This window comes from Janthinobacterium sp. BCJ23, assembly GCF_059617945.1.
The window spans coordinates 512,494-534,260 of sequence record NZ_JCAQAW010000004.1 but is presented as its reverse complement, the minus strand read 5'-3'; the positions used below and the strand labels follow the sequence as shown (position 1 = coordinate 534,260).

Genomic DNA, 21,767 nt, shown 5'->3' with positions numbered 1-21,767 from the left:
AAGGACAAGCTAGCCGTCAGGCCGAATTGCAGTTGCAAAAGCGCTTGCGCTTGGGGTCGCCACTGGCAATGCCTGCGGGATCAATCTGTTTCCAGCAAAAAATCGTTTCCACGCCATATGGCGAACGCACATTGCCCGCCTCGACATAGCCACGCTTGACGAAAAAGGCCTGGCTGCTGGCCGTGCTGTGCAGCTGCAGGGCCTTGATGCCCCACTCGCGCGCCTGCGCTTCCAGCTGCTCCACCAGCGCCTTGCCCGCGCCGCGGCCTTGCGCCTCGGGCAGCAGGTAGCACAGGGCCAGCTTGCCGGCGCGCGTCAGCAAGCCGACGCCGACCACGGCGCCCGCCTCGACTGCGACCAGCGAAAAATTGGTGGGCGACGCAAACCAGCACGCCACCATCTGCGGTGTTTTATTGCCCAGCCAGGCTTCCAGGATGGCCGGATCGTCCCGATGATCGAGGCTACAGCATTCGACGATGGAGCGTCGTAATACGTTGCACGCCTCGAAAGCGTCGGTCGATGTTGCAATACGAATTTCAAGACTCATGTACGCTCACAAAATATTCCAGTTGCCAATGCAGGCGGTTTTACCCCTGTATCGTGCGATTCGACTATACACCAAGCGGCGAAATCGGGTTTTTTGCCGCACGCCACAGACCGGTTTTGCCTATGGCGCCATGCCTGCAGACTAAGTGCTGGTGCGCGCCTTGCCCACGAATGTTTCCAAAAATCGATATCTGTTTTTTAGCGTAAACGGGAATCAAATCTAAGCATATTACGAAAAATTCGTTTCTTTTCCGGCCGGAATTTTAGACTATGTCTATCTATTATCACAACAAGAGTTCAACATGACCCATTCCAACGCCGTATCGACCACCGCAGCGACGCTCACCCAACGCTCGCGCCGCTGGTTCCTGGCCAGCGCCCTGGCCGCTTCCGCTGCCGCCATGAGCCTGCCCATGGCGGCCAGCGCCGCCGAACCCGTGGTCTTGCTGAACGCCTCGTACGACGTGATGCGCGAACTGTTCAAGGATGTGAATCCCGCATTTATTGCTGACTGGAAAGCCAAAACGGGTGAAACCATCACCATCAAGCAATCGCACGGCGGCTCGAGCAAGCAGGCGCGCTCCGTCGCCGATGGCCTGGAAGCGTCCGTCGTGACCATGAACCAGGCCAATGACATCGATATCCTCGTCGACCGCGGCCTCGTGGTGGCCGACTGGGCCAAGAAATTCCCCAACAATGCGGCGCCGTTTTATTCGACCATGGTGTACCTGGTGCGCAAAGGCAACCCGAAACGCATCAAGGATTGGGACGACCTGGCCAAGCCCGGCATCAAGGTCATCGTGCCGAACCCGAAAACCTCGGGCAATGGCCGCTACACCTACCTGGCGGCATGGGGCTATGCCGTGAAAAAAGGCGGCAGCGAAGTGCAGGCGCGCGACCTCGTTACCAAGCTGTTCAAGAACGTACCCGTGCTGGACGGCGGCGGCCGTGGCGCCACGACCACCTTCACGCAGCGTGAAATCGGCGACGTGCTGGTGACGTTTGAAAATGAAGTACAACTGGTGCGCGCCGAATTCGGCGACAACTTCGAAGTGGTGTATCCAAGCATCTCCATCCTGGCAGAGTCGCCGGTGGCCGTCGTCGACAAGGTCGTCGACCGCCGCGGCATCCGCAAGGAAGCCACGGCCTACCTGCAATACCTGTATTCGGAAGCCGGCCAGGAACTGGTCGCCAAGCACTATCTGCGCCCCCGTTCGGCCGCAGTCGCCAAGAAATACGCGGCCAGCTTCAAGCCGATCACGCTGTTCACCATCGATGACGTGTTTGGCGGCTGGAAACAAGCGCAAAAGAAACACTTTGACGATGGCGGCGAGTTCGACAAGATTTATCAGAAGTAATCTTCGCCGAACCAGCACAAAACCGGGACATGTCCCGGTTTTTTTATGGCTGCGCGCCAGCATGCCACTCTAACGCGCTGAACAGGCTGGCGATCTCGCTGCTGCGGTGCGTGCCTGTCTTGGCCAGGATGGCCTGGATCTGGCTGCGTACGGTACTAATGCACACGCCCTGGCGCTGCGCGTACTCGGCTGGCTCCATGCCGTCGGCCAGGGCCAGCGCCAGCGACCACTCCGCGCCCGTCAAGCCGCATGGCCGCTCGGCCGCGCCGGGCCAATGCCGCCGCCCGCTCCTGAACAGTGGCCGCAAGGACAGCATGGCCAGGCTGGCGCCCTCCCCGTCTGCCGGGCCGATACGCACGGGAAGCGGCAGGATGCCGATTTCCAGCGCCGGCCGGCCGTCTGCGTCACTCGCATACAAGGGAGCGGGACGGTGGCACGCCAGTCCGACGCAAGCCTGCCGCACCCGCTGCGCCAGTTGCTGTTGCAGCTGGCTCACGCGCACAGCCACCTTACCGCCATGCAAGGTGATCACGGAGGCGAGCGGTGACGTCGCGGCCAGCAAGCGCTGCGCCGCCAGGTTCATGAAAACCAGCCGCAGGCAGGCATCGGATAGCAAGATGGCGCGCGGCAAGGCATCGAGCGCCTCCCAGGCCAGCGCGCCATGCGCCTGGGCTTGCTGCGCCGTATCGCGCAGGCAAAAAACATTCGGCAGATGGTCAAGCACGCGCTGCAGCTGGCCGCGCGTGTTCCCGTCATACGGACCCTGGCCCGCGGCGCGGTGCGCGGACAGGATGGTGAGCGCGCCGTTGTCGCGCACGACGCCGCTGCACGAATAGCGCACGCCCGCGCGCAAATAGAAATCCTGGAAATACTCGCTGCGCGCCACGGCCTGCTCGCTGAAATAATCCTGCATCAGATGCATGCGCCCGGGCGGCCCGCGCGTGAGCACCGCATAGCCGGGATCAAGCGCATGGTAGTAGCGCCGGTAGCCGTCCTCCCAGGCGCTTTGGTCCAGCCCGGTCACATAGCCGCGCGACGGTACCGCGCCCGTTTCCGCTTTCAGGAAACAGCAGGCCACATCGCCGCCCGCCAGCCGGGCGAACGCGCGCATGGCCACGCTCCACTGCAACGGTTCCAATGCCGCCCGGTAAAAGGCGGCGATAACGGGATCCGCGCCTTCCTTGTCCATCATTGCCCTACCTGTAAAAAAAACGGCAAACCAGTACCGCATCCTTCACTTGAAGGATGCGTGGCAACGGGCCGGCACGCACCATGGCATCGACGGCTGCCGCCATGCGCATGCCATCGCCAGTGTTCTCCCTAACCTCGTCCTCATCAAGGAGTAGCATCATGCCTTCAATCGATACCGGTCGCCACACTCTCCAGTTGATCCATGCAGGCAACAAGCCCTTGCGCATGGCCGCGAGCGCGTCCCTCCTGCTGGCGCTATCGGCCTGCGCCAACCTGCACACCATCCACCGCACGACCGACTTGCCAGGCGATGGCATGGCCGTCCACCTCGACGCGGCCCAGCGCGTGATTCATGTCACCAAAGACGGCAAAGCCTGTGCCGAGCCGACACCCGATGCCCTGCAATCGTATGCCTCCTCCTTCGGTGGCACCCTTAGCGCCGGCCCCGACAGCGCCGCCGTCTCGAATGCCCTGCGCGCCAATGCCGCCAGCGTGGGCCTGCACTCCCAAAGCATCACCCTGATGCGCCAGCAACTGTTCAATATCTGCGAATACGCGCAAAACAAATGGCTCAACGATGCTGACGTCATGCTGCTCATGGAGCGTTCGCAAGACCTGACCCTGGGTATCCTGGCCATCGAGCAACTGACTGGCGCCGTGGTGGCGCGCCAGCCGGTGCTGGCAGACCATACCGACATAACCGCAGAGGCACAACGGCGCCTCAAGGCGTCCCAGGATGCCTTGGCAACGCAAGCGAAACTGGATCTTGCCATCAAAAAAGAACAAGCCCTGCAAGCCAATGCCGATGCCGATGCCGCCGTTCAAGTCAAGCCAACGGCCCTGGCCACTACGGGCAAGGAAGTCGTCATGCTTAAGACAGCCCAGGAAGGTGCAAGTTCCGCCAGCGCCACGGACGGCAAGGCCGGACAGGTGGAGGCGAACGCGGGGCTGGCGCAAGCACAGGCCGAGCGTGTCGCGCTCGAAGAGGAACTGGCCGACAAGCTGGCGCAAAGCCAGCCCGGTACCAGCACCATCAATGCAGGAACGGCAGAACACCTTGCCAGGGCCAGTACCGACATCGTCAAGATGATCTTGAACAAGGGGCACTTGACCGATATGTGCATCACCTTTATCAATCATCCGAAGAAGTATGTGGAAATGTGGCAGCACTACAAGGAAGTCATGGACCAATGCAAGTCGGTACTGGCGGCGGATTTGCTCCCGGGTACTGCTCATCCATACAGCCACACCATGCCTGGGCCCAGGGATGCCACGCAGGCCAAGCCGGAACTGGAATAAGGGAAACCAGCCTTACTGCTTCTTCAGCAGCAGCTTGAACTGCGGCACCCAGCGCCCGTCCAGCAGCATCTCGCTGGCCGCCTCATAGGCATCGCCCGATGTTGTCCAGCGCACGCGGTAGGTCAAGGTCTTGCCCTTGGCGCCCACGTAGTCGGTGGCGGGAAAGTCGAGCCCGCCGTCCACCGGCTGCATCGTGCCGCGGCTATGGCCGCCGCTGTTTTCCAGATACAGGAAGGCGACCTTGTTTGCGGAGGGATCGTGGTAATACGTGGTTTCGCCCACGTAGTCGGGCTTGCCGGGGCTGTGCACCGTGTGCACGTCGCGCAGCATCTGCCCGCCGTACAGCCACTGGAAACAGTGCTCATCCGTTTGCTTGCCACCAGAGAACTCGCCCTTCCAGCAATGGCCCGCCAGGAAGGCCATCGGCTGCAGCGCCGCGACCGGTTGCGCCAGCGCGGCAAATGAGGGCAACAGCAGCAGCAAGGGCAATGGACGCATGGCAAACCTCCGGAATGTTGCAGCCAAGTATAGGCGAATAATGTGCTTGCGTCAGCGCTGGCGCACGCTTTGCGCATATCGATATGCGCATCGATTCGTGGTCAAAAGCGTGCGCTGGCCGTACTCTGGCCTTGTCGCGCCGCATGGCGTATTACGGGCACAAAGGAAATATCATGGCTATCTCGGAAGTGAATGTACGCAACCAGTTTCGCGGCAAGATCAAGGAAATCATCTTTGGCCCCGTGGTCTCGGAAGTGGACGTGGAAACGCCGCACGGCATCGTCACGTCGGTGATCACCTCGCGCTCGATCAAGGACCTGGACTTGAAGGTGGGCAGCGAAGTCATCGCGCTGGTCAAATCGACGGAAGTGTCGATCGCCAAGATCCAGTAAGCGCCCGGCGTTTGCCTTGCCAGCTAGTCGCTAATCGCGGAACAGATACGTAAACGTGCGGCTGACGGGCAGCTTTTCCGTGCTGCCGCGCACCAGCACCTGCATGCGCTCGGCATCGATGCGTTCAGCCGCCTCGATGGCTTTCACGTTGACCATGGTGCCGCGGTGGATTTGCCAGAACTGTTCCGGATCGAGGCCGCCCAGCAAATCCTTCAATGGCGTGCGCACCAGCGCTTCCGAACCGGCCAGCACGACGCGCGTGTACTTGGTGTCGGCCTGGAAGAACAGCACGTCGTCGATGTCGATCAGGCGGATCTGCTTGCCCACGCTGGCCTTGATCCATTTCAACTTGTCGCGCGGCGGCGCCGGCAAGGCCGCACGCAGCGACTGCAGTAAATTGGCCATGTCGGCAGGCTGGGCGCCGAGCTTGTCGCGCAGCCGGGCCAGCGCCCGCTGCAGCCGCTCGGCCTGCACGGGTTTGAGCAGGTAGTCGACGGCGCCCGCGTCGAACGCGTCGACGGCGTACTGGTCGTACGCCGTGACGAACACCACATGGGCGCGCTTGCCGATGCGCTCGGCCACTTCCAGGCCCGACAGGCCCGGCATGCGGATGTCGAGAAAGACCACGTCCGGCTCATGCTCGAGGAAACCGTCCCAGGCATCGTTGCCGTTTTCCGCCACCAGCACGACGTGCGCTTCGGGCCAGGCTTGCGCCAGCAGCATTTGCAGGCGCTCGCGCATCAGGGGTTCGTCTTCGGCAATCAGGATGGTGGGATTCATGCGGCAGGGTCTTTCAGGCTCGATGCAATTTTGATGGGTAGCAATATTTCAGCGGTCACGCCGCCCTCCTCGCCGTCGTCGTGCAGGCTCAGGCTGGCGGACGGATCGGACAGCAATAGCCGGCTGCGCACGTTTTCCAGGCCCAGTCCGCCGCCCTGTGCGCTGTCGGTGCCGCTGGCAGGCAAACCCATGCCCGTATCCTGCACGCGCAGGCGCAGCATGCCGTCCACCCGCAGCGCCGACAGGCGGATCTCGCCGCCGCGCAACGACGGTTCAATACCGTGTTTGATGGCGTTTTCCGCCAGGGTCAGCAAGATCATGCTGGGTATCGTCGCGTGCGCAAACTCGGCCGGCAAGTCCAGCGCATAGCGCAAGCGCGAGCCCATGCGTGCCTGCATCACGCGCAAATACGCCGCCACCATGTCGAACTCGCTTTGCAAGGGCACTTGCTCGCTGCGCATCTCCGCCAGGCTGGCGCGCAGGAAGGCGATCAGGTCGGCCGTCAAAGCGGCGGCCTTGCCGGCGCCTTGCGCGCCCTGCTCGGCCAGCTGTTGCACCGCGCCCAAGGTATTGAACAGGAAATGCGGCTCGATCTGCGCGCGCAGCAGGCGCAGCTGCGATTCGCTCAGTTCGCGCGCCAGACGATCGCGCTCGGCATCCTGCTGCAGCTGCACCGTCAGCGCTTCGTACTGGCGGTTGCGCCAGGTGGTCACGATCGCCAGCGGCACCATGTAAAACAGGCAAGCCACGAGCAAGGCCGTGCCGCCCACGCGCAGCAAACGCTCGAAGGCCATGTCCATGGAACCGGTATCGCTCAAGCCGGCCATCAGCACGCCAACGGCCACGCCGGCCACGCAGGTCGACACGATCAGCAAGAGTTTCTTGAGCTTGTTGCGCACGGAACTGCGGTAATTGAACCAGACGCCCACCAGGCCCCACGCCAGCGCAAACCCCAGGCCGTTGCTGAAGACCAGGGCCTTGAGCAATTCGAACTTGGCTGGCAGCAGCAAGTGCAGTGCGACGCCGATGGCGCTGAACAACAGCATCAGCTTGAAAGCGGCGATGTAAAAACCGGCGCCGCGGTACTTGAGCAGGAAATCGTGCAACTGCTGGCGCTCGATCGGCGTCAGCTTGACCAGCTTCATGGCGATGTAGCGGCGCATCCGTCCCTGGACCTGCTCCGCCATCTCGGGGTGTTTCAGCACCAGCAGCGATTCCTCATCGACACTGCGGTACCAGTCCGTATATTTTTTTAACACGATGCGTTCTCCGTGGTCTGTGATTCAGGCATGAACGCAGTCTACGGCGCCCCTGTTACGGGGCATAGCGCGGGGCGACGAAGCACGAAGCGGCAGGCATCAACGACGAAGCGCGCGGCGCCTGCCTGGCCCTCGCCATCAATATTGCTCAAATCATACGAAGTTTCCAAGGTGAAATCAATAATTGCGTAACAATTTTCACTACGGAAAGAATAGCCGTTTTTATTTGCCAAATTGGCCGCAACGCCGCCTGTTACGGGCCTGTACCGTAGACATCGCTTGATCTTTAATGGTATTGTCTAAGCTTGGCAAATATTGCCTCCGAGATACACGCCGCGTCCCCGCGCGGCCCCGTTCCGGATTTGCGCGCAGCGCCCACGATGGCGCCCCAAAACTGCTTCCCCACATACAATCCCATGCTCAAAAAAATGTTCGCCGCGGTGCTGATGACGCTTTCGACAGCGGCCATCGCCGTGCCCTTCGGTTCCCAGTCGATACTGGTGGTCGAAGACGGTACAGGCAAAGTCTTGCTTGAAAAAAACTCCAACGTGGTGGTGCCCATCGCCTCGCTGACCAAACTCATGACAGCCATGGTCGTGCTCGACTCCAAGGCGAACATGGAGGAAGAGATCAGCATCGACCGCGAGGACGTCGATACCCTGAAGCACAGCACCTCGCGCGTGCCCGTGGGCGCCACCCTGAGCCGCCACGACGTGCTGCAACTGGCGCTGATGTCGTCCGACAACCGCGCCGCCGCCTCGCTGGCGCGCACCTTCCCCGGCGGCCCGACGGCGTTTGCCGTGGCCGTCAACGCCAAGATCAAGGCCCTGGGCATGCGCCAGACCGTGATCGAAGAGCCGACGGGCCTGTCGCCGAACAACCAGTCGACGGCGGCCGACCTCGTCAAGATGGCCGTGGCCGCCTCGCGCTACCCGGAAATCAGCCGCATCACCACGGATTCGAAGGACGTCATCCAGATCAAGGGCCGCGACGTGGAATACCACAACACGAACCGCCTGGTGGGCGCCAAGGGCTGGGACATCGGCCTGTCGAAAACGGGCTACACGAATGAAGCGGGCCGCTGCCTGATCATGCGCATCAAGTCGGCCGGCAAGTTCGCCACCATGATCCTGCTCAACGCGCGCGCCAATTCCGTGCGCGCCATGGACGCCGTCAACATCCGCCGCATGCTGGCGGCCGAGAACGGCATCGAAGAGCCGAAGGTGATGCGCGCCTCGGTCAGCCGGCACAAGAAGGCGCCGGCGAAGCCGAGTAAACGCCGCCGTGCCCGCTAAGCACGGCTGAATGCTGGGGTCAGACCCGACGGGTCTGACCCCGGAACTATTTCGCTTGCCGGTTGGTCATGATGACGCCGGCAATCGTCACCGCCCCGCCCACCAGCATCGAGGCGAGCACCGGCTCGCCCAGCAGCACCGCCGCCAGCACTATGCCGAACACGGGCACGAGGTTGTTGAACACGGCCGTGCGCGACGGGCCCAGCGCTTTGACGCCCTCGTAATACCAGACGAAGCCGATCACCGTGCCGAACACGCCCAGGTAGCCGATGGCGGCCCACACTTGCCAGCCGAAGCTGTGCCATGGCACGCTCGGGAATTCCACGGCCGCCCCCACCAGCAAAAAGGCCAGGCCCCACATCGACGCATACGTGGTGGCGGCAATCGGCGACAAGCCCTTCAACGCGACCCGGCCGATCAGGGTATAGGCGGCCCAGCTGGAAATACCGCAAAACATGAAGATTTCACCGGCGCCGATGCCGCCGCCGTTACCGTGCAGCACGCCGGCAAGGTCGCCGCGCGTGATGACGATGGCCGTGCCGCAGAACGCCAGCATGATGCCCAGCCACTTGAACGTTCCGAGCCGTTCGCGGAACAGCATGGCCGAGGCCAGCGCCGTGACGATGGGGTTCAGCGCGACAAATAAAGCCGTGCGCCCCGCCGGCATGCGCGACAGCGCGGCCAGGAAACACAGGTTGTACAGAAAGATGCCCGTCAGCCCCAGGGCCGCCGTCGTCATCAGCTGCTTGCGGTCCAGGCGCGGCAAGCCCCCTTCCAGCTTCCACGCCAGCACGACGAGCAACAGCACGGCCACGCCGAAGCGTCCGCTGGCGGCCGTCATGGGTGGCATCTGCTGCGCCAGCACGCGCCCCGCGATAAAGGTACCGCCCCAGAACAGGGCGACGAAAATCAGTTTCAGGTAGACGAGCGGCGATTGCACGGCAGGCAAGGCGGCGGAAGGTATGGCGGTAGTGCGCATGGAAAGTCCTATGATGTCGCTTGTGCAGCGGATGCTGCAGATATATATTAATACTAATATCAACTCATAAAATAATGAGCGAATACTCATATATCAAAGAAACCACACCATGACCTTCACGCAACTGGAAATTTTTACCTTGGTGGCTGAACTGCACGGCTTTTCCGCCGCCGCCGCGCAGCTGGGCATCAGCCAGTCGGCCGTCTCGCACGCCTTGAAGGCGCTGGAAAAGGAGATGGGCGTGGACCTGATCGTGCGCCACCAGGCCTCGGCCGAGCTGACCGACGTGGGCCGCCAGCTGCTCGTGCGCGCGCGCGAAATCCTCGGCTTGTCGGAAGCCATGCGCCAGGAAGCGGCCGACGTGCTGGGCCAGCGCCAGGGCAGCCTGCGCATCGGCTCATTCGGCCCGACGTCGTCCCTGAATCTGCTGCCGGCCATCACGGCGCAATTCCGCCTGCGCTATCCGGGCATCGACCTGCGCATCGACGAAGGCGCCGACCATGAAGTGGTGCAGTGGATACGCGAGCGGCGGGTCGATGTCGGCTTCGTCGTGCTGCCCGACGAACGTTTCGATACGGCGCCGCTGGTGGAAGACCAGATGATGGCGCTGGTGCCGCGCAGCCATGCGCTGTCCAGCGAAACGTCCATCACCCTGGCCCAATTGTGCGAAGGGCCGTTCATCATGTCCGAGGCGGGCTGCGCCTGCCTGATCGAGCCGCTGTTCGCCAACGCGGGCCTGCAGCCGCAGGTACCGTACCGCATCAGCCAGGTCATCACCATCCTCGACATGGTCAGCCGCGGCGACGGCCTGTCCATCGTGGCAGAACTGGCCCTGCCCCAGCGGCTGCGCGAGCAGTATCCGGAGCTGGTCGCCCTGCCCTTGAATCCCCCCGTCAGCCGCAAGGTGGGCCTGGCCGTGCGCGACCGGCGTCAGAACACGCCGGCCACCAACGCTTTTTTCGAGGTGGCGAAACAGATGGCGCCGACCCTGGCGCCACGGCGCGCTTGAACGCTACTTAGAAAGTTTCCCACTCCTCGCTGCGTTCCGGCTTGGCGGCGGGCGCCGGTGCTGGCCGGCTGGCGATGCGCGGCGCGATGGCTGCCCGCGCCACCGGTTTGACAGGCGCCGGCGCCTGCCCTTCATCGAGCTTGAACACGCCCACCACCTGCGCCAGGGTACTGGCCTGGTCTTGCAGGCTTTCCGCTGCGGCGGCCGCCTCTTCCACCAGGGCAGCGTTCTGCTGCGTCACCTGGTCCATCTGCGCGATCGCCTGGTTCACCTGTTCGATGCCCGAACTTTGCTCGACGCTGGCGGCCGTGATCTCGCCCATGATGTCGGTGACGCGGCGCACGCTGTCGACGATTTCCTGCATCGTCGCGCCGGCCTCGTCGACGAGGCGCGCGCCCGAATCGACCTTGCTCACCGAATCGTCGATCAGCAGCTTGATTTCCTTGGCCGCCCCTGCGGAACGCTGGGCCAAGCTGCGCACTTCGGTCGCCACCACGGCAAAGCCCCGTCCCTGTTCGCCCGCGCGTGCCGCTTCCACGGCCGCATTGAGCGCGAGGATATTCGTCTGGAAGGCAATGCCGTCGATGACGCTGATGATGTCGACAATCTTCTTCGACGAATCGTTGATCGAGGCCATGGTATCGACCACCTGCGCCACCACTTGGCCGCCCTTGCTGGCCACGCCGGATGCCGATTGCGCCATCTGATTCGCTTGGCGCGCATTGTCGGCATTTTGCTTGACGGTGCTGGTCAGCTCCTCCATCGAGGCGGCCGTCTCTTCCAGCGAACTCGCTTGCTGCTCCGTGCGCGACGACAGGTCCTGGTTGCCGGCGGCGATTTCCGACGACGATACTTTCACCGATTCGCTGGCCGTGCGGATTTTCACGAGCACGGCGGCGATCTTGTCGATGAAGCGGTTGAATGCGCCGGCGATCTGCGCCAGTTCGTCCACGCCGGAAGCGTCGAGGCGGAGAGTCAGGTCGCCCTCGCCCGAGGCGATATCGTCGAGCGCGTCGCGCACCAGTTCCAGGCGCTTGAGCATCTTGAACACCAGCAGCGACAGCAGCAGCGCGGCCAGCCCGGTCAGCAGCGCGGCCGTGACGGTGGCCGTCGTCAGCATCGTCTGCAAGGCTTGCATGGCTTCCTGCTGGTCGAGCACCACGGCCAGCAGCCAGTCGGTGCCGGCCACGCGCGTGACGTACAGCTTGCCGTCGCGGTCATTGAGGCGCACGGCCTCGCTCGTGCGCGCGCTTTCCAGCCGGTTGACCTGTGCGGCCGACAGCGACGCATCGAGTTTCGCCACCGGCTGCAGGCTAAGGTCCTTGTTCGCGTGGGCGATGATGGTGCCGCTCTGGTCGACGAGGAAGGCAAAGCTGTGCGGCGTCGGCTTGATCGCCACCACGTTGGCAATCACGGTATCGAGCAGCACGTCCGCGCCCGCCACGCCCACCAATGCCTCCTTCGGCCCGACGGGCGCCGTGAACGACACCACGAGCTTGTGGCTGGCCGCGTCCACGTACGGCGGCGTGAGCATCGGCACGCCCGCCTTGACCGTGTCCGTATACCAGGCGCGCGCCGTGGGGTCGAAATCGGCCGGGCGGCCCGGATGGGTAAACACGGAACGCTTGTCCGCGTAGCCGATGAACACTTCCGCAAAATCGCCAGCCTTTTCCGCGATCTCGAAGGCGCGCAGCGGATCGGGCGTCTCGGCCGACATGACGACGGACGCCATGACCTTTTTCTTGCCATCGACCCATTGCGCCAGCACCGCCGACTGGCTTTGCAGCAGCTGCTGCATCTGCTGGTCCGACGACGCCAGCATGCTGCTGCGTGTGGTGACGTAATTGGCGACCGACAAGGCGAGCATGGACAATACGACGATGGCCACGCAGATGAGCACCAGCCGCGTGCGAAGGGAAGACAACATGATGGACTCCTCGTTTCGATTTGAGTGACGAGAAACAGTGCTCTGCACTACTTTCTCTATGAAAGCATTCTCACACAAAAATCGGAACAATTATCATCAATATTCGGAATACAACACATATATTTCCACGTGGAAACCTGTCAAACCCTATCAGCCGATCAGCCCTCTCAAGCCGCTGGCCCGCTGCGTACGGCGCAGAATCGCGTCGAACAGCACGGCTTGCGTGGGCGAGACGAGGGTAAAGAAGTCGCGCGCGCGCGTGATGCCCGTGTAGACCAGTTCGCGCGCCAGCATGGCGCCGCCTTCCTGGGGCAGCACCAGCACCGTGTGGCGGAATTCCGAACCCTGCGATTTATGCACGGTCATGGCGAACGCCGTCTCCACGTGGCGCAAGCGCGTGGCCAGCACGCTGCGCACGTTCTCGCCTTCCAGGAAGTACACGCGCAATGAACCGGGCCGCGCCGGATCGCGCAGGGTCAGTCCGATGTCGCCATTGAACACGCCCGTGCCGTAATCGTTACGCGTGACCATCACGGGACGGCCCACATACCATTCGCTGCGGCGTATCAAGCCTTCCTTTTCCAGCCGCAGTTCGATGGCCGTGTTCAAGCCGGCCACGCCCCACTCGCCCTCGCGCACGGCGCACAGGATGCGGAACGACTCAAACGCATGCAGCACGGCGCGCACCCAGTCGTCATGCTGCGCGTACGCCGCTTCGCCCGCATTCACCAGTGCCAGGTAGGGCTGGTAGCCGCCCGGCGCGTCCGCGCGGCCACGCAAGGCCAGGCGCAGCACCTCGTCCGGCTGCGCGCTCACGCTCCACGCCAGCTGGCCGCCGCTGTCGCCGGCAAAACACGCTTTGGCAAGATCGGGCCTGCCGCCATTCACGGCGAAGGCCAGCTCGCCGATCGGACCGCTGAAACGGTGGCTGTGGCGCAGCATCACCGTCTGCTGCGCCAGCGCGCCAGCGGCCCCCGCGAAGTCGGGCGGAATGGCCACGCCGCTGGCCGCCTGCGCATACGCGATGGTAGCCGGCGTGTAGCCGCCCGCCTGCGCGTCGTGGCACAAGTCGCCCAGCACGGCGCCCGCTTCCACGGACGCCAGCTGGTCCTTGTCGCCGAGCAGGATCAATATCGCCGTGGGCGGCAAGGCGTCGAGCACGGACGCCATCATTTCCAGGTGCACCATCGACGCTTCATCGACGATCAGCACGTCGACGTCGAGCGGATTGCCCGCGTGGTGGGCAAAGGCGCGCGTATCGGGCCGCGCGCCCAGCAAACTATGCAGGGTGCGCGCCGCGCCCATGCGCCGCGCCAGTTCCAGCAGGGGCAGCGCATCGCCCGCCTTGGCCGCCAAGCCTTCCAGGGCCTTGTCGATCGACTGTTTCAAACGCGCGGCCGCTTTGCCGGTCGGCGCGGCCAGCGCGATGCGCAGCTGCTCCGGCTGTGGCGAGACGGCAAACAACAAGGTGAGCAAACTGGCCACCGTGTAGGTCTTGCCCGTCCCCGGGCCGCCCGTGATGATGGCCACCTTGCCGCGCAGGGCGATGGCGCACGCCACTTTTTGCCAGTCCGGACCACCGTCCTGCGTGGGCTGGTTGAACAGGATGTCGAGCCATTGCCGCACCTGCGCCAGCGGCGGATTCGTCAAATCCTGCGCGCGCGCGGCGATTTTTTCGCCCACCAGGCTTTCGTCGCGCCAGTAGCGGCGCAAATACAGGCGGTCGCCATCGAGCACCAGCGGCTGGCGCACGTCGTCCTCGCCCACCTGCCACACTTGCGGCGCGCCGGCCAGCAGCGCGCGCCAGCCCTCGACGCTATCCGGCAACGGACCGGAAACGGCCAGCACGCCATGCCACAGCTCTTCGCTCCAGCCCAGCAGCTGCGACGGTTCGCTGGCCAGCTCAAACAGCATCAGACAGCTGTGCCCCCGCCCTTCCAGCTCGGACAGCACGACGCACGCCACGGCCACGGCGGACGCATTCGGCGCGCCCTCGTCCAGCGTGCCGATGAAGCGGGCAAACGCGGCGCTCAGGCGGCGCAGGTGCCCCGCCTCGGCAACGCCGTCGATATGGCTGAACAAGGCATCCATCTGCAGGGTATCCAACTGCGCGTTATGCTGCATGGTGTTCCGTTTCTTCTAACAGTTGATCGAGGCCGTCCAGAAGTTCCAGCTGCGGCGCCAACCAGTAGCAGCCATGCGTGTCCGCATTCGCGATGCCGCGCAAAAACAGGAAGATGGCGCCGCCCAGGTGCTCGGCCGGGTCGTAGGCGTCGCCCAAACGGCTTTTCAGCAGCCGGTGCAAGGCCAGCATGTAGATGGCGCCCTGGATATCGTAGCGGTGCTGCGCCATGCCGGCCGCCAGCGCCTGCGTGTGGTAGGCCGCGTCGTTGGCGCCCAGCGCATTCGACTTGTAGTCGAGCACCCAGTAGCGGCCATCGTGTTCGATGACCAGGTCGGCAAACCCCTTCAGCATGCCGTGCAGCTGGCGCCGCGGCAGCACGGGACGCGGCGCGCCGTCGAGCAGCAAGCGCGTGCACAGCTGGTCGAGCGCCGCCGTGGACAAATGCTCGCTGGGGAACCAGAACTCCATCTCGGACAGGGTGCTATCCAACTGCGACAGCGATGCATCGAGCAGCGGCAGCGGCGTGATGGCGATTTCCCTGAGCCAGGCGATGGCGTCGTCCTGGCGGTGGCCCCAGCCCGAGCGCTCGCAGCGCGCGGCCAGGCGGGTGTCGAAGTTGTCATCGTGGACGCTGTCAAACCCTTCGCTGCCCATCCACTCGAGCTGCTCGTGCAGGAAATTGCCGGGCACGGAGCCGCGCGGAAAACGGTGCCAGGGCGCGTCGCCCATGTGCGTCGGCGAGGCCACGGCGACAGCCGTGCCATCTTCCAGCAAGGTTTCTTCCAGCGCCCGCTGCGGCACGTGCGCGGCCGTCACGGCGCCGATCTGGCGCGTCAGCGACGTGAAGCTGCCCACCGACCAGTCGCGCTCGAATTCGCCCGTGAACACGGGCGCGGGACGCAACTCGGGCCGCCGCTCCACCCGGTCCAGCACCGTGCAGGCGTCGGGCTTCCCCAAGGTGCTGACATAGATGGCGTCGCAGCTGCCCGCCACCTGCTGCCAGCGCAGCAGCAGCTGCTCGAACGGCAGCTTGTCGCCGCCTGTCAGCAGGTAGCCGAGCGCCGATTCGTGCAAGGTGTTCTCGCCCGCCTTGCGCGCCGCCTGGGCGGCGACGCCCAGCCACAGGAAGTGGCGCGCCCGCGTCAGGGCCACGTACAGCAGGCGCAAGTCTTCCTCGATGCGCGCTTCTTCCACAAACGCCATGGCCTCGTCGGACAAGGACAGGTCGAGGCGGCGTTCGCCATCGTCGCCCGCATACTCGAAGAAGCTGCGGTTGCGTTTATCCACCTTGCGCGCCGTGACGGCGAACGGCAGGTACACGAGCGGATATTCGAGCCCCTTGGATTTGTGCACGGTGATGACCTTCACCAGCTCCGCATCGCTTTCCAGGCGCAGCACGCGCTCGTCGCCGTTTTCGCCTTCGCCGGCGATCTGCTCGGCCAGCCAGCGTATCAGCGCCTGCTCGCCATCGAGCTGGCGGCTGGCCGATTGCAGCAATTCGGCCAGGTGCAGCAGATTCGTCAAGCGCCGCTCGCCGCCCGTCTGCTGCAGCAGCATGGCCGGCAGCTGCAGTTCGTGGATGAAGCGGCGCAGCATGGCCAGCACGCCCTGGCGCTGCCAGATCAGGTGCAGGGCCTTCAGCTGCTCGACCCGGCGTTCCCATTCCAGCTCATCGCTCGACAGGCGCGCCAGCTCGCCCAGCGACAGGCCTATCGTGCGCGTGGCAAACGCGGCGCGCGCCAGTCCTCCGTCGAGCGGGTTGGCCAGCGCCGCCAGCCAGCGCAGCACGTCCTGCGCTTCCTCGCTGTCGATGACGGAATCCTTGTCGGACAGGTAGACGCTGGCGACACGGCGGCGCGCCAGTGCGCGGCGGATGGCGGCCGCCTCCTTGCGGTCGCGCACAAGGATGGCGACATCGGCCGGCTGCAGGCGCACAAAACCATCGGGGCCCGTAAAACCGGCCTGCGGGTCGCCCAGCATGGCGACGATATGTTCGGCGCAGTGCTGTGCGAAATACTCGCGGTAGCTGTCGCCGCGCAGCGCTTCATCGCTGGCGCAGGCGGCCAGCAGGGCCGGCAGCGGACCGCTGGCGTTCACCAGGTGTTCGGCGCGGCCCTTGGCGTCGACGGCCTCGAACGGCAGCGGATTCTCGCCCCCTTTACGGTAGCGGAAGGCGCCGGCAGGCACCTCGTCGCGCTCCGCGTGCAGGAACAGCTGGTTGACGGCCGCCACCAGCGGGGCCGTCGAACGGTAGTTGGTGCCCAGCTGGTAGTGGCGTCCCGTGGTCGCGCGGCGCGCCGCCAGGTAGCTCTGGATGTCGGCGCCGCGAAAGCCGTAGATCGACTGCTTCGGGTCGCCGATCAGGAACAGGCCCAGGGCCGGATCGTTGTCGGCGATCCGGTACAGCAGGTTGAAAATCTGGTACTGGGCGGGCGCCGTATCCTGGAATTCATCGACCATGGCCAGTGGATACTGGTCGATGATGCGCTGGCGCAGGGCCGCGCCATTCTCGCCGGCCAGCGCGTCGTGCAGGCGCTGCAGCATGTCGGCAAAGCCGAACTGGCGCGACTGGCGTTTTAACTGATCCATGCGCCGCGCGATGGCCGCCGCCGCATGCAAGTGCAGCTTGTGCGCCAGCGGCGTGATACCCGCCAGGGCGATCCCCAGTGCCTCCGTATGCTCGAAGCATTCGGGCACCTGCGCCGTGAAACTCTTGGCAAACGCATCCTCGATGCCGAACGGCGTCAAGCGTTCCCACGCCTTGGCCGTGATGGCCGGCAGCAGCAAGAGCGGATCTTGCGCCCATTTACGCAAGCCGTCGAACCACTTCGCCAGGTTCTCCGGCTTCATCTTGACGCCATTAAAACACTTGGGATTGGCGGCGCGGTGGTCATTGATCCACATCGCCATCTGGTCCACGCGCTCGACCCAGCCCGCCTTCAGGGTGGCCAGCTGCGCGGCCAGCGCCCGCTGTTCGCGCGCGATCAGCATGGATAACGGCTCTTCGTCCGCCAAGCGCATGATGTCCGCGCGGCGCGCCAGCTCGCGCGCGCCCTTCTTCAGCGCGCCGACGTCGGGCCAGCAGGCCAGCAGCACGTCGAGCGCCTGCGGCGGCAAGGGATAGACTTGCTGGCGCCAGTAATCGTGGGCCGCATCCTCGAACAGGGCTTGCTCGTCGCTGACCAGTTCTTCGTCGAACAGGCTGCCGCTGTCGAACGCGTGTTCGCGCAGCATGCGCTGGCACCAGGCGTCGATGGTGAAAATGGCCGCTTCATCCATCGTCTCGGCGGCCAGCATCAGCCGGTGCGCGGCTTTTTGCCGCTCGCTCTCGTCCGGATAGGACTCGAGCAAGGCGTCGAGGAACGGGTCGCTGCCGCCGGATTCGTGGCGAAAATAAGCGGCCGCCTCGATCAGGCGCTCGCGCACGCGGTTCGACAATTCGCGCGTGGCGGCGCGGGTAAACGTCATCACGAGGATGTCGGCCGGCAGCAGCGGACGCGTAAAGCGGCTGTCGCCGTCGCCATGCCCCAGCACGAGGCGCACGTACAGCGCGGCGATGGTCCAGGTTTTACCCGTACCGGCCGACGCTTCGATCAGGCGCGAGCCGTGCAGCGGAAACGCCAGGGGGTTGAGCAGATGGCTCGTCATTGTTCTTCTCCCGCGCCTTCATCGGGCGCGCTGATCGGGTCGATCGTGATGTGTTCCTGCAGCCAGTCGGCCAGCGGGCCATACAGCTCGCGCGTACAGTCTTCCCACGCTTCCTCAGCGGCCAGCGCGGAAAACTCGGGCCACAGGCGCGCCAGACATAGTTCCGCGCGCTCGCCAGTCATGTCGAAGCCGCCGTCATACACGGCACGCGGGTCGCCCTGCCGCACCAGCGCCAGCCCCGTCTTGCACGCCGTCGGCAGCGGATGATTCATGCCTTCGCGCCACAGCGCCAGCAAGGTGGCCAGCGCGTCGCGCGACGTGGCCGGATCGAGCGGCGCCATGCTGACGATGGCGTCGCGCGCCACCAGGTAGCCGGTGACGGGAAAGCCGAGGGCGGCGGCGGCCAGCTGGCGCAGCCACATCAGCATCAGCTTGTCGCCGCGCGCCAGACCGTTCTTGTCCGTCACCTTCGAGGAAATCTGCATCAGCCAGGCCGTATCCTGCCCGTTGCTGCACAATTTGTCGAGCCAGTCGTCGATCTGTACTTCGCCAAACGGCAGGTTGATGGCGCGCTTGTCGGCCGCGTACGGGAACGAGGCGCGCAAGGACAACCAGGCGCTGCGCACGGGCACGAGCGCCTCGACCAGCTGCGCCTGTACTTGCCGGCCGATCAGGCCGATCGGCAGCACGCCTTCGCGCGCCAGCTTTTCCGCGCGCGCTTCCAGGCTGGCGCGCACGTCGTCCAACGCTTCCACGGCACCGCCGTCGTCCAGCATGGTGTCTTCCAGCAGATAGCGTTCGAGCGCATTCAGGCCGAACGGTTCTTCATCCTCGCCCAGCATGGCCGCATCGGCGAAATGCACGCTCAAGCGGCGGCGGAAAAAGTATTTGACGGGCTGGCGCAAAAAGCTGGCCAGCTCGCCCAGTTTCAAACGCGTGCCCGGATCGAGCTCGTAAGGGCCCAGCGCCAGTTCCTCGGCCTGCGCCTCCACATCAGCATGCGCGACGCGCCATTCGCGCGCGTACGTCAGCAAGCCATCGACTTCGAAATAGCGGCGGCTGAACGGCTGCAGCGCGTGCTCGGTAGTCAGCGAGACCAGGTGCCGGTCCAGCGACCAGCCGGCGGCCAGGTAATCGCGCAGCTGCGACACGAGCACGGACGGCGGCTGCTCGGAATTGTCGCGCACATTGCGTCCCACCCAGCTCACATATAGTTTGTCGCGCGCGGCCAGCAAGGCTTCGAGCATCAGGTAGCGGTCATCGTCGCGGCGCGAGCGGTCGCCCGGGCGCGCCATGCCGGGCAGCGCCAGCAAATCGAAATCGGCCTTTTGCGCGCGGCGCGGGAAGTCGCCATCGTTCATGCCCAGCAGGCACACGACGCGGAACGGCACGGCGCGCATCGGCATCAAGGTGCAAAACGTCACGCCGCCGGAGACGAATTGATGGTTCAGGGTCGGCTCGTCCAGCGCGCCCAGCCACGCCACGCGCAGCACGGACAGCGGCACCGGCTCGATAAAGCCCGCATGCTCGCAGGTTTCCAGCCAGCCCTGCAAGGCGCCTTCCAGCTGCGCCAGGGTCAGGCGGTCGCCCTCGTCGTCGGCGTCAAAGAAGGCGCCCAGCAGCGCGCGCGCCTGCACGCCCCACTCGGCTGGTGTGCGCACGCCGGCCAGCACGGTGCGCCAGTGCAGCAGCGCCTCGACCAGCTGCGCCAGCGAGCCCGCCAGCGCCGCATCGAGGCCGCCCACTTCCGCATACGGTTCGATGCCGCCAAAGCTGGCGCCACCGCCGCTGGCATAGCCGAGCAGCATGCGCCGCACACCGAAGATCCACGCATTCTGCTCGCCGGCCGCGCCCAGCCCCAGGCCGCTGCGGTGATGCTGGTCCAGGCCCCAGCGCACGCCCGCCCCTTCGATCCAGGCGCCCAAGGTGACCAGGTCGTCCGGCTGCAGGCCAAAGCGGGTGGCCAGCGCGGGCACGTCGAGCAGGTCGCGCACTTCGCTCTGGCGGCAGCGCTGCTGCGGCAACTGCAGCAGCCACTCGAGCGCGACGAGCAGCGGGTTGACGCTGCGGTCTTTCACGTCGCCGATCTCGAACGGGATGAAACGCTCGTCGTTGCGCCGGTACTGGCCGAAGACGGCGTGGATGGCTGCCGTGAAGGTATCGATGTCGGGCACCATCACCACCACGTCGCGCGGACGCAAACCCGTTTCGGCGCTGTGCGCGAACATGGCCAGCAGCTGGTCGTGCAGCACTTCCACTTCGCGCTGCACGCTGTGCGCCACGTGAAATTCGATCGAGCGGTCGCCGGCGTCGGGCGGTATTTGCTCGTGTTCGGCCAGCGGACGCAGTTCGCGGATGGCCACCTGCACCTGCTGCAGCAGGGTCTCGCCCGTTTCCTCGCCAAACAGGTCGATGCGCAGGCTGTCGTCGCGCCCCTCGGCTTGCGCGTGTTCGTCGAATTCGTCGAGCATGCGGATGAAATCGCGCCCTTGCCTGCCCCAGCTGGCCAGCAGCGGGTGGCTGTGCGCATGCAGTTCTTCCAGCGGAATCCCGGCCAGGTCGGTGCCATTGCGCTGGCGCTGGCGCTTGTTTTCCGCGCGCAGCAAGTCGCGCCCGTCGATGATGTCGCCCCAGTAGAACTGGCACGGATTGGGTACGGCCAGCACCACCTGCGTGTGGCGCGCCAGCGCGGCCAGCGCCTGCAAGGTCTGGTACGGCAAGGCCGACACGCCAAACAGCACGACCCTGCGCGGCAGCTTGCCTACCGGCGTATCGCCGGCGGCGATCGCCGCCAGGAAGGCGTCGTGGATGTCGGCGCGGCCCGTGTCGCGCTCGAAATCCTCGACATCGGCCGCCACGGCGCGCCACAACTGCGCCTGCCAGCGCTGGTCTTCCTTCAGAACGATGGAGTCACCGCGCGCCGTGCGCAACTGGTCGCGCCCGGCCGCCCAATCGGCCAGCCAGTCGGCGCGGTAAACCTGATACTGGTCGAACAGGTCGGCCAGGCGCTCGGCCAGCTGCAGCCGGCGTTCGCAATCGCCATCGGCAAGGAAGTAGCGCAGCGGCGCGAACACGGGGTGGGACAGCAGCGACGGCAACAGGCGCATCAAACGCCACGTCAGCGGGGACTTGTCGAACGGCGACACGCGCGGCACTCTGTCGCGCCCCAGCATGCCCCGGTAGCTTTCCCACAGCAGGCGCGCCGGCAGCGCGATGCGCGTGGCGGCGCATACACCCATCTCCTCGGCCAGGGCGATCTTCAGCCATTCGGCCACGCCGTTCGACTGCACCAGGAAGATGTCCGTTTCCAGCGGCGCCAGCGGATGCTGGCGCAGCCACTGGAAGACGGCGGCGCGCAGCTGTTCCAGCTGGTTGCCGTGCAGGATGAGGAGGCCGGGCGTGACGGGTGTATGCATGCTGATCCGATGGGTTGCAGCGCCTCCGGCCCGGTGGCCGGAGAC

The 21,767-nt window shown here is 64.9% G+C and carries 15 protein-coding genes; 5 read left to right on the top strand and 10 right to left on the bottom strand.

Annotation, left to right across the window (positions count from 1 at the left end):
* Positions 1-16: 16 nt before the first annotated feature.
* Positions 17-547 carry a GNAT family N-acetyltransferase gene (locus tag AC54AG_RS16640; RefSeq protein WP_034757728.1) on the bottom strand — a complete coding sequence of 177 codons (531 nt, stop codon included), beginning with the start codon at positions 545-547 and terminating at the stop codon, positions 17-19.
* Between the two features lie 301 nt (positions 548-848).
* Here AC54AG_RS16640 and AC54AG_RS16635 point away from each other — a divergent pair, with 301 nt between their 5' ends.
* Positions 849-1,904 carry a sulfate ABC transporter substrate-binding protein gene (locus AC54AG_RS16635; RefSeq protein WP_496630985.1) on the top strand — a complete coding sequence of 352 codons (1,056 nt, stop codon included), beginning with the start codon at positions 849-851 and terminating at the stop codon, positions 1,902-1,904.
* Positions 1,905-1,947: 43 nt separating this feature from the next.
* Here AC54AG_RS16635 and AC54AG_RS16630 read toward each other — a convergent pair whose 3' ends face one another.
* Complete coding sequence (locus AC54AG_RS16630; RefSeq protein ID WP_496630984.1) at positions 1,948-3,096, bottom strand: helix-turn-helix transcriptional regulator; 1,149 nt, start codon at positions 3,094-3,096, stop codon at positions 1,948-1,950.
* A gap of 158 nt (positions 3,097-3,254) precedes the next feature.
* Between AC54AG_RS16630 and AC54AG_RS16625 the strand changes: the two genes are divergently transcribed.
* Positions 3,255-4,394, top strand: a complete 1,140-nt coding sequence (locus tag AC54AG_RS16625) for a hypothetical protein (protein WP_338681988.1) — start codon at positions 3,255-3,257, stop codon at positions 4,392-4,394.
* 12 nt (positions 4,395-4,406) lie between these two features.
* Here AC54AG_RS16625 and AC54AG_RS16620 read toward each other — a convergent pair whose 3' ends face one another.
* A complete protein-coding gene (locus tag AC54AG_RS16620; RefSeq protein WP_496630982.1) occupies positions 4,407-4,892 on the bottom strand; it encodes a hypothetical protein in 486 nt (161 codons plus the stop codon).
* 173 nt (positions 4,893-5,065) lie between these two features.
* On the opposite strand from AC54AG_RS16620, the gene AC54AG_RS16615 reads away from it, so the two are divergent.
* Positions 5,066-5,284: a TOBE domain-containing protein gene (locus AC54AG_RS16615; RefSeq protein WP_034757699.1), complete on the top strand. Its 219-nt coding sequence runs from the start codon at positions 5,066-5,068 to the stop codon at positions 5,282-5,284.
* Positions 5,285-5,314: 30 nt separating this feature from the next.
* Here AC54AG_RS16615 and AC54AG_RS16610 read toward each other — a convergent pair whose 3' ends face one another.
* On the bottom strand, positions 5,315-6,064 hold the full coding sequence (locus AC54AG_RS16610; protein WP_034757697.1) for a LytR/AlgR family response regulator transcription factor: 750 nt from the start codon (positions 6,062-6,064) through the stop codon (positions 5,315-5,317).
* Positions 6,061-7,323, bottom strand: coding sequence for a sensor histidine kinase (locus AC54AG_RS16605; protein ID WP_496630981.1), 1,263 nt, complete (start codon positions 7,321-7,323; stop codon positions 6,061-6,063). Before AC54AG_RS16605 ends, AC54AG_RS16610 begins: the two co-directional genes overlap by 4 nt.
* A 416-nt stretch (positions 7,324-7,739) precedes the next feature.
* Between AC54AG_RS16605 and AC54AG_RS16600 the strand changes: the two genes are divergently transcribed.
* Positions 7,740-8,618 (top strand): serine hydrolase, encoded by an 879-nt coding sequence (locus AC54AG_RS16600; protein ID WP_034758101.1) that lies wholly within the window; start codon positions 7,740-7,742, stop codon positions 8,616-8,618.
* 46 nt (positions 8,619-8,664) lie between these two features.
* Here AC54AG_RS16600 and AC54AG_RS16595 read toward each other — a convergent pair whose 3' ends face one another.
* Positions 8,665-9,597, bottom strand: coding sequence for a DMT family transporter (locus tag AC54AG_RS16595; RefSeq protein WP_496630979.1), 933 nt, complete (start codon positions 9,595-9,597; stop codon positions 8,665-8,667).
* 109 nt (positions 9,598-9,706) lie between these two features.
* Between AC54AG_RS16595 and AC54AG_RS16590 the strand changes: the two genes are divergently transcribed.
* Entirely contained in the window at positions 9,707-10,606 is a 900-nt protein-coding gene (locus AC54AG_RS16590) for a LysR family transcriptional regulator (protein WP_219328375.1), read from the top strand.
* 7 nt (positions 10,607-10,613) lie between these two features.
* Here AC54AG_RS16590 and AC54AG_RS16585 read toward each other — a convergent pair whose 3' ends face one another.
* From AC54AG_RS16585 to recC, 4 genes are all read right to left on the bottom strand, one after another.
* Positions 10,614-12,533 (bottom strand): methyl-accepting chemotaxis protein, encoded by a 1,920-nt coding sequence (locus tag AC54AG_RS16585; protein ID WP_496630978.1) that lies wholly within the window; start codon positions 12,531-12,533, stop codon positions 10,614-10,616.
* Between the two features lie 150 nt (positions 12,534-12,683).
* Positions 12,684-14,657, bottom strand: coding sequence for an exodeoxyribonuclease V subunit alpha (gene recD, locus AC54AG_RS16580; protein WP_496630977.1), 1,974 nt, complete (start codon positions 14,655-14,657; stop codon positions 12,684-12,686).
* Positions 14,647-18,306 (bottom strand): exodeoxyribonuclease V subunit beta, encoded by a 3,660-nt coding sequence (gene recB / locus AC54AG_RS16575; RefSeq protein ID WP_496630976.1) that lies wholly within the window; start codon positions 18,304-18,306, stop codon positions 14,647-14,649. Before recB ends, recD begins: the two co-directional genes overlap by 11 nt.
* Positions 18,303-21,722, bottom strand: a complete 3,420-nt coding sequence (gene recC / locus AC54AG_RS16570) for an exodeoxyribonuclease V subunit gamma (protein ID WP_496630974.1) — start codon at positions 21,720-21,722, stop codon at positions 18,303-18,305. Before recC ends, recB begins: the two co-directional genes overlap by 4 nt.
* Positions 21,723-21,767 lie beyond the last annotated feature (45 nt).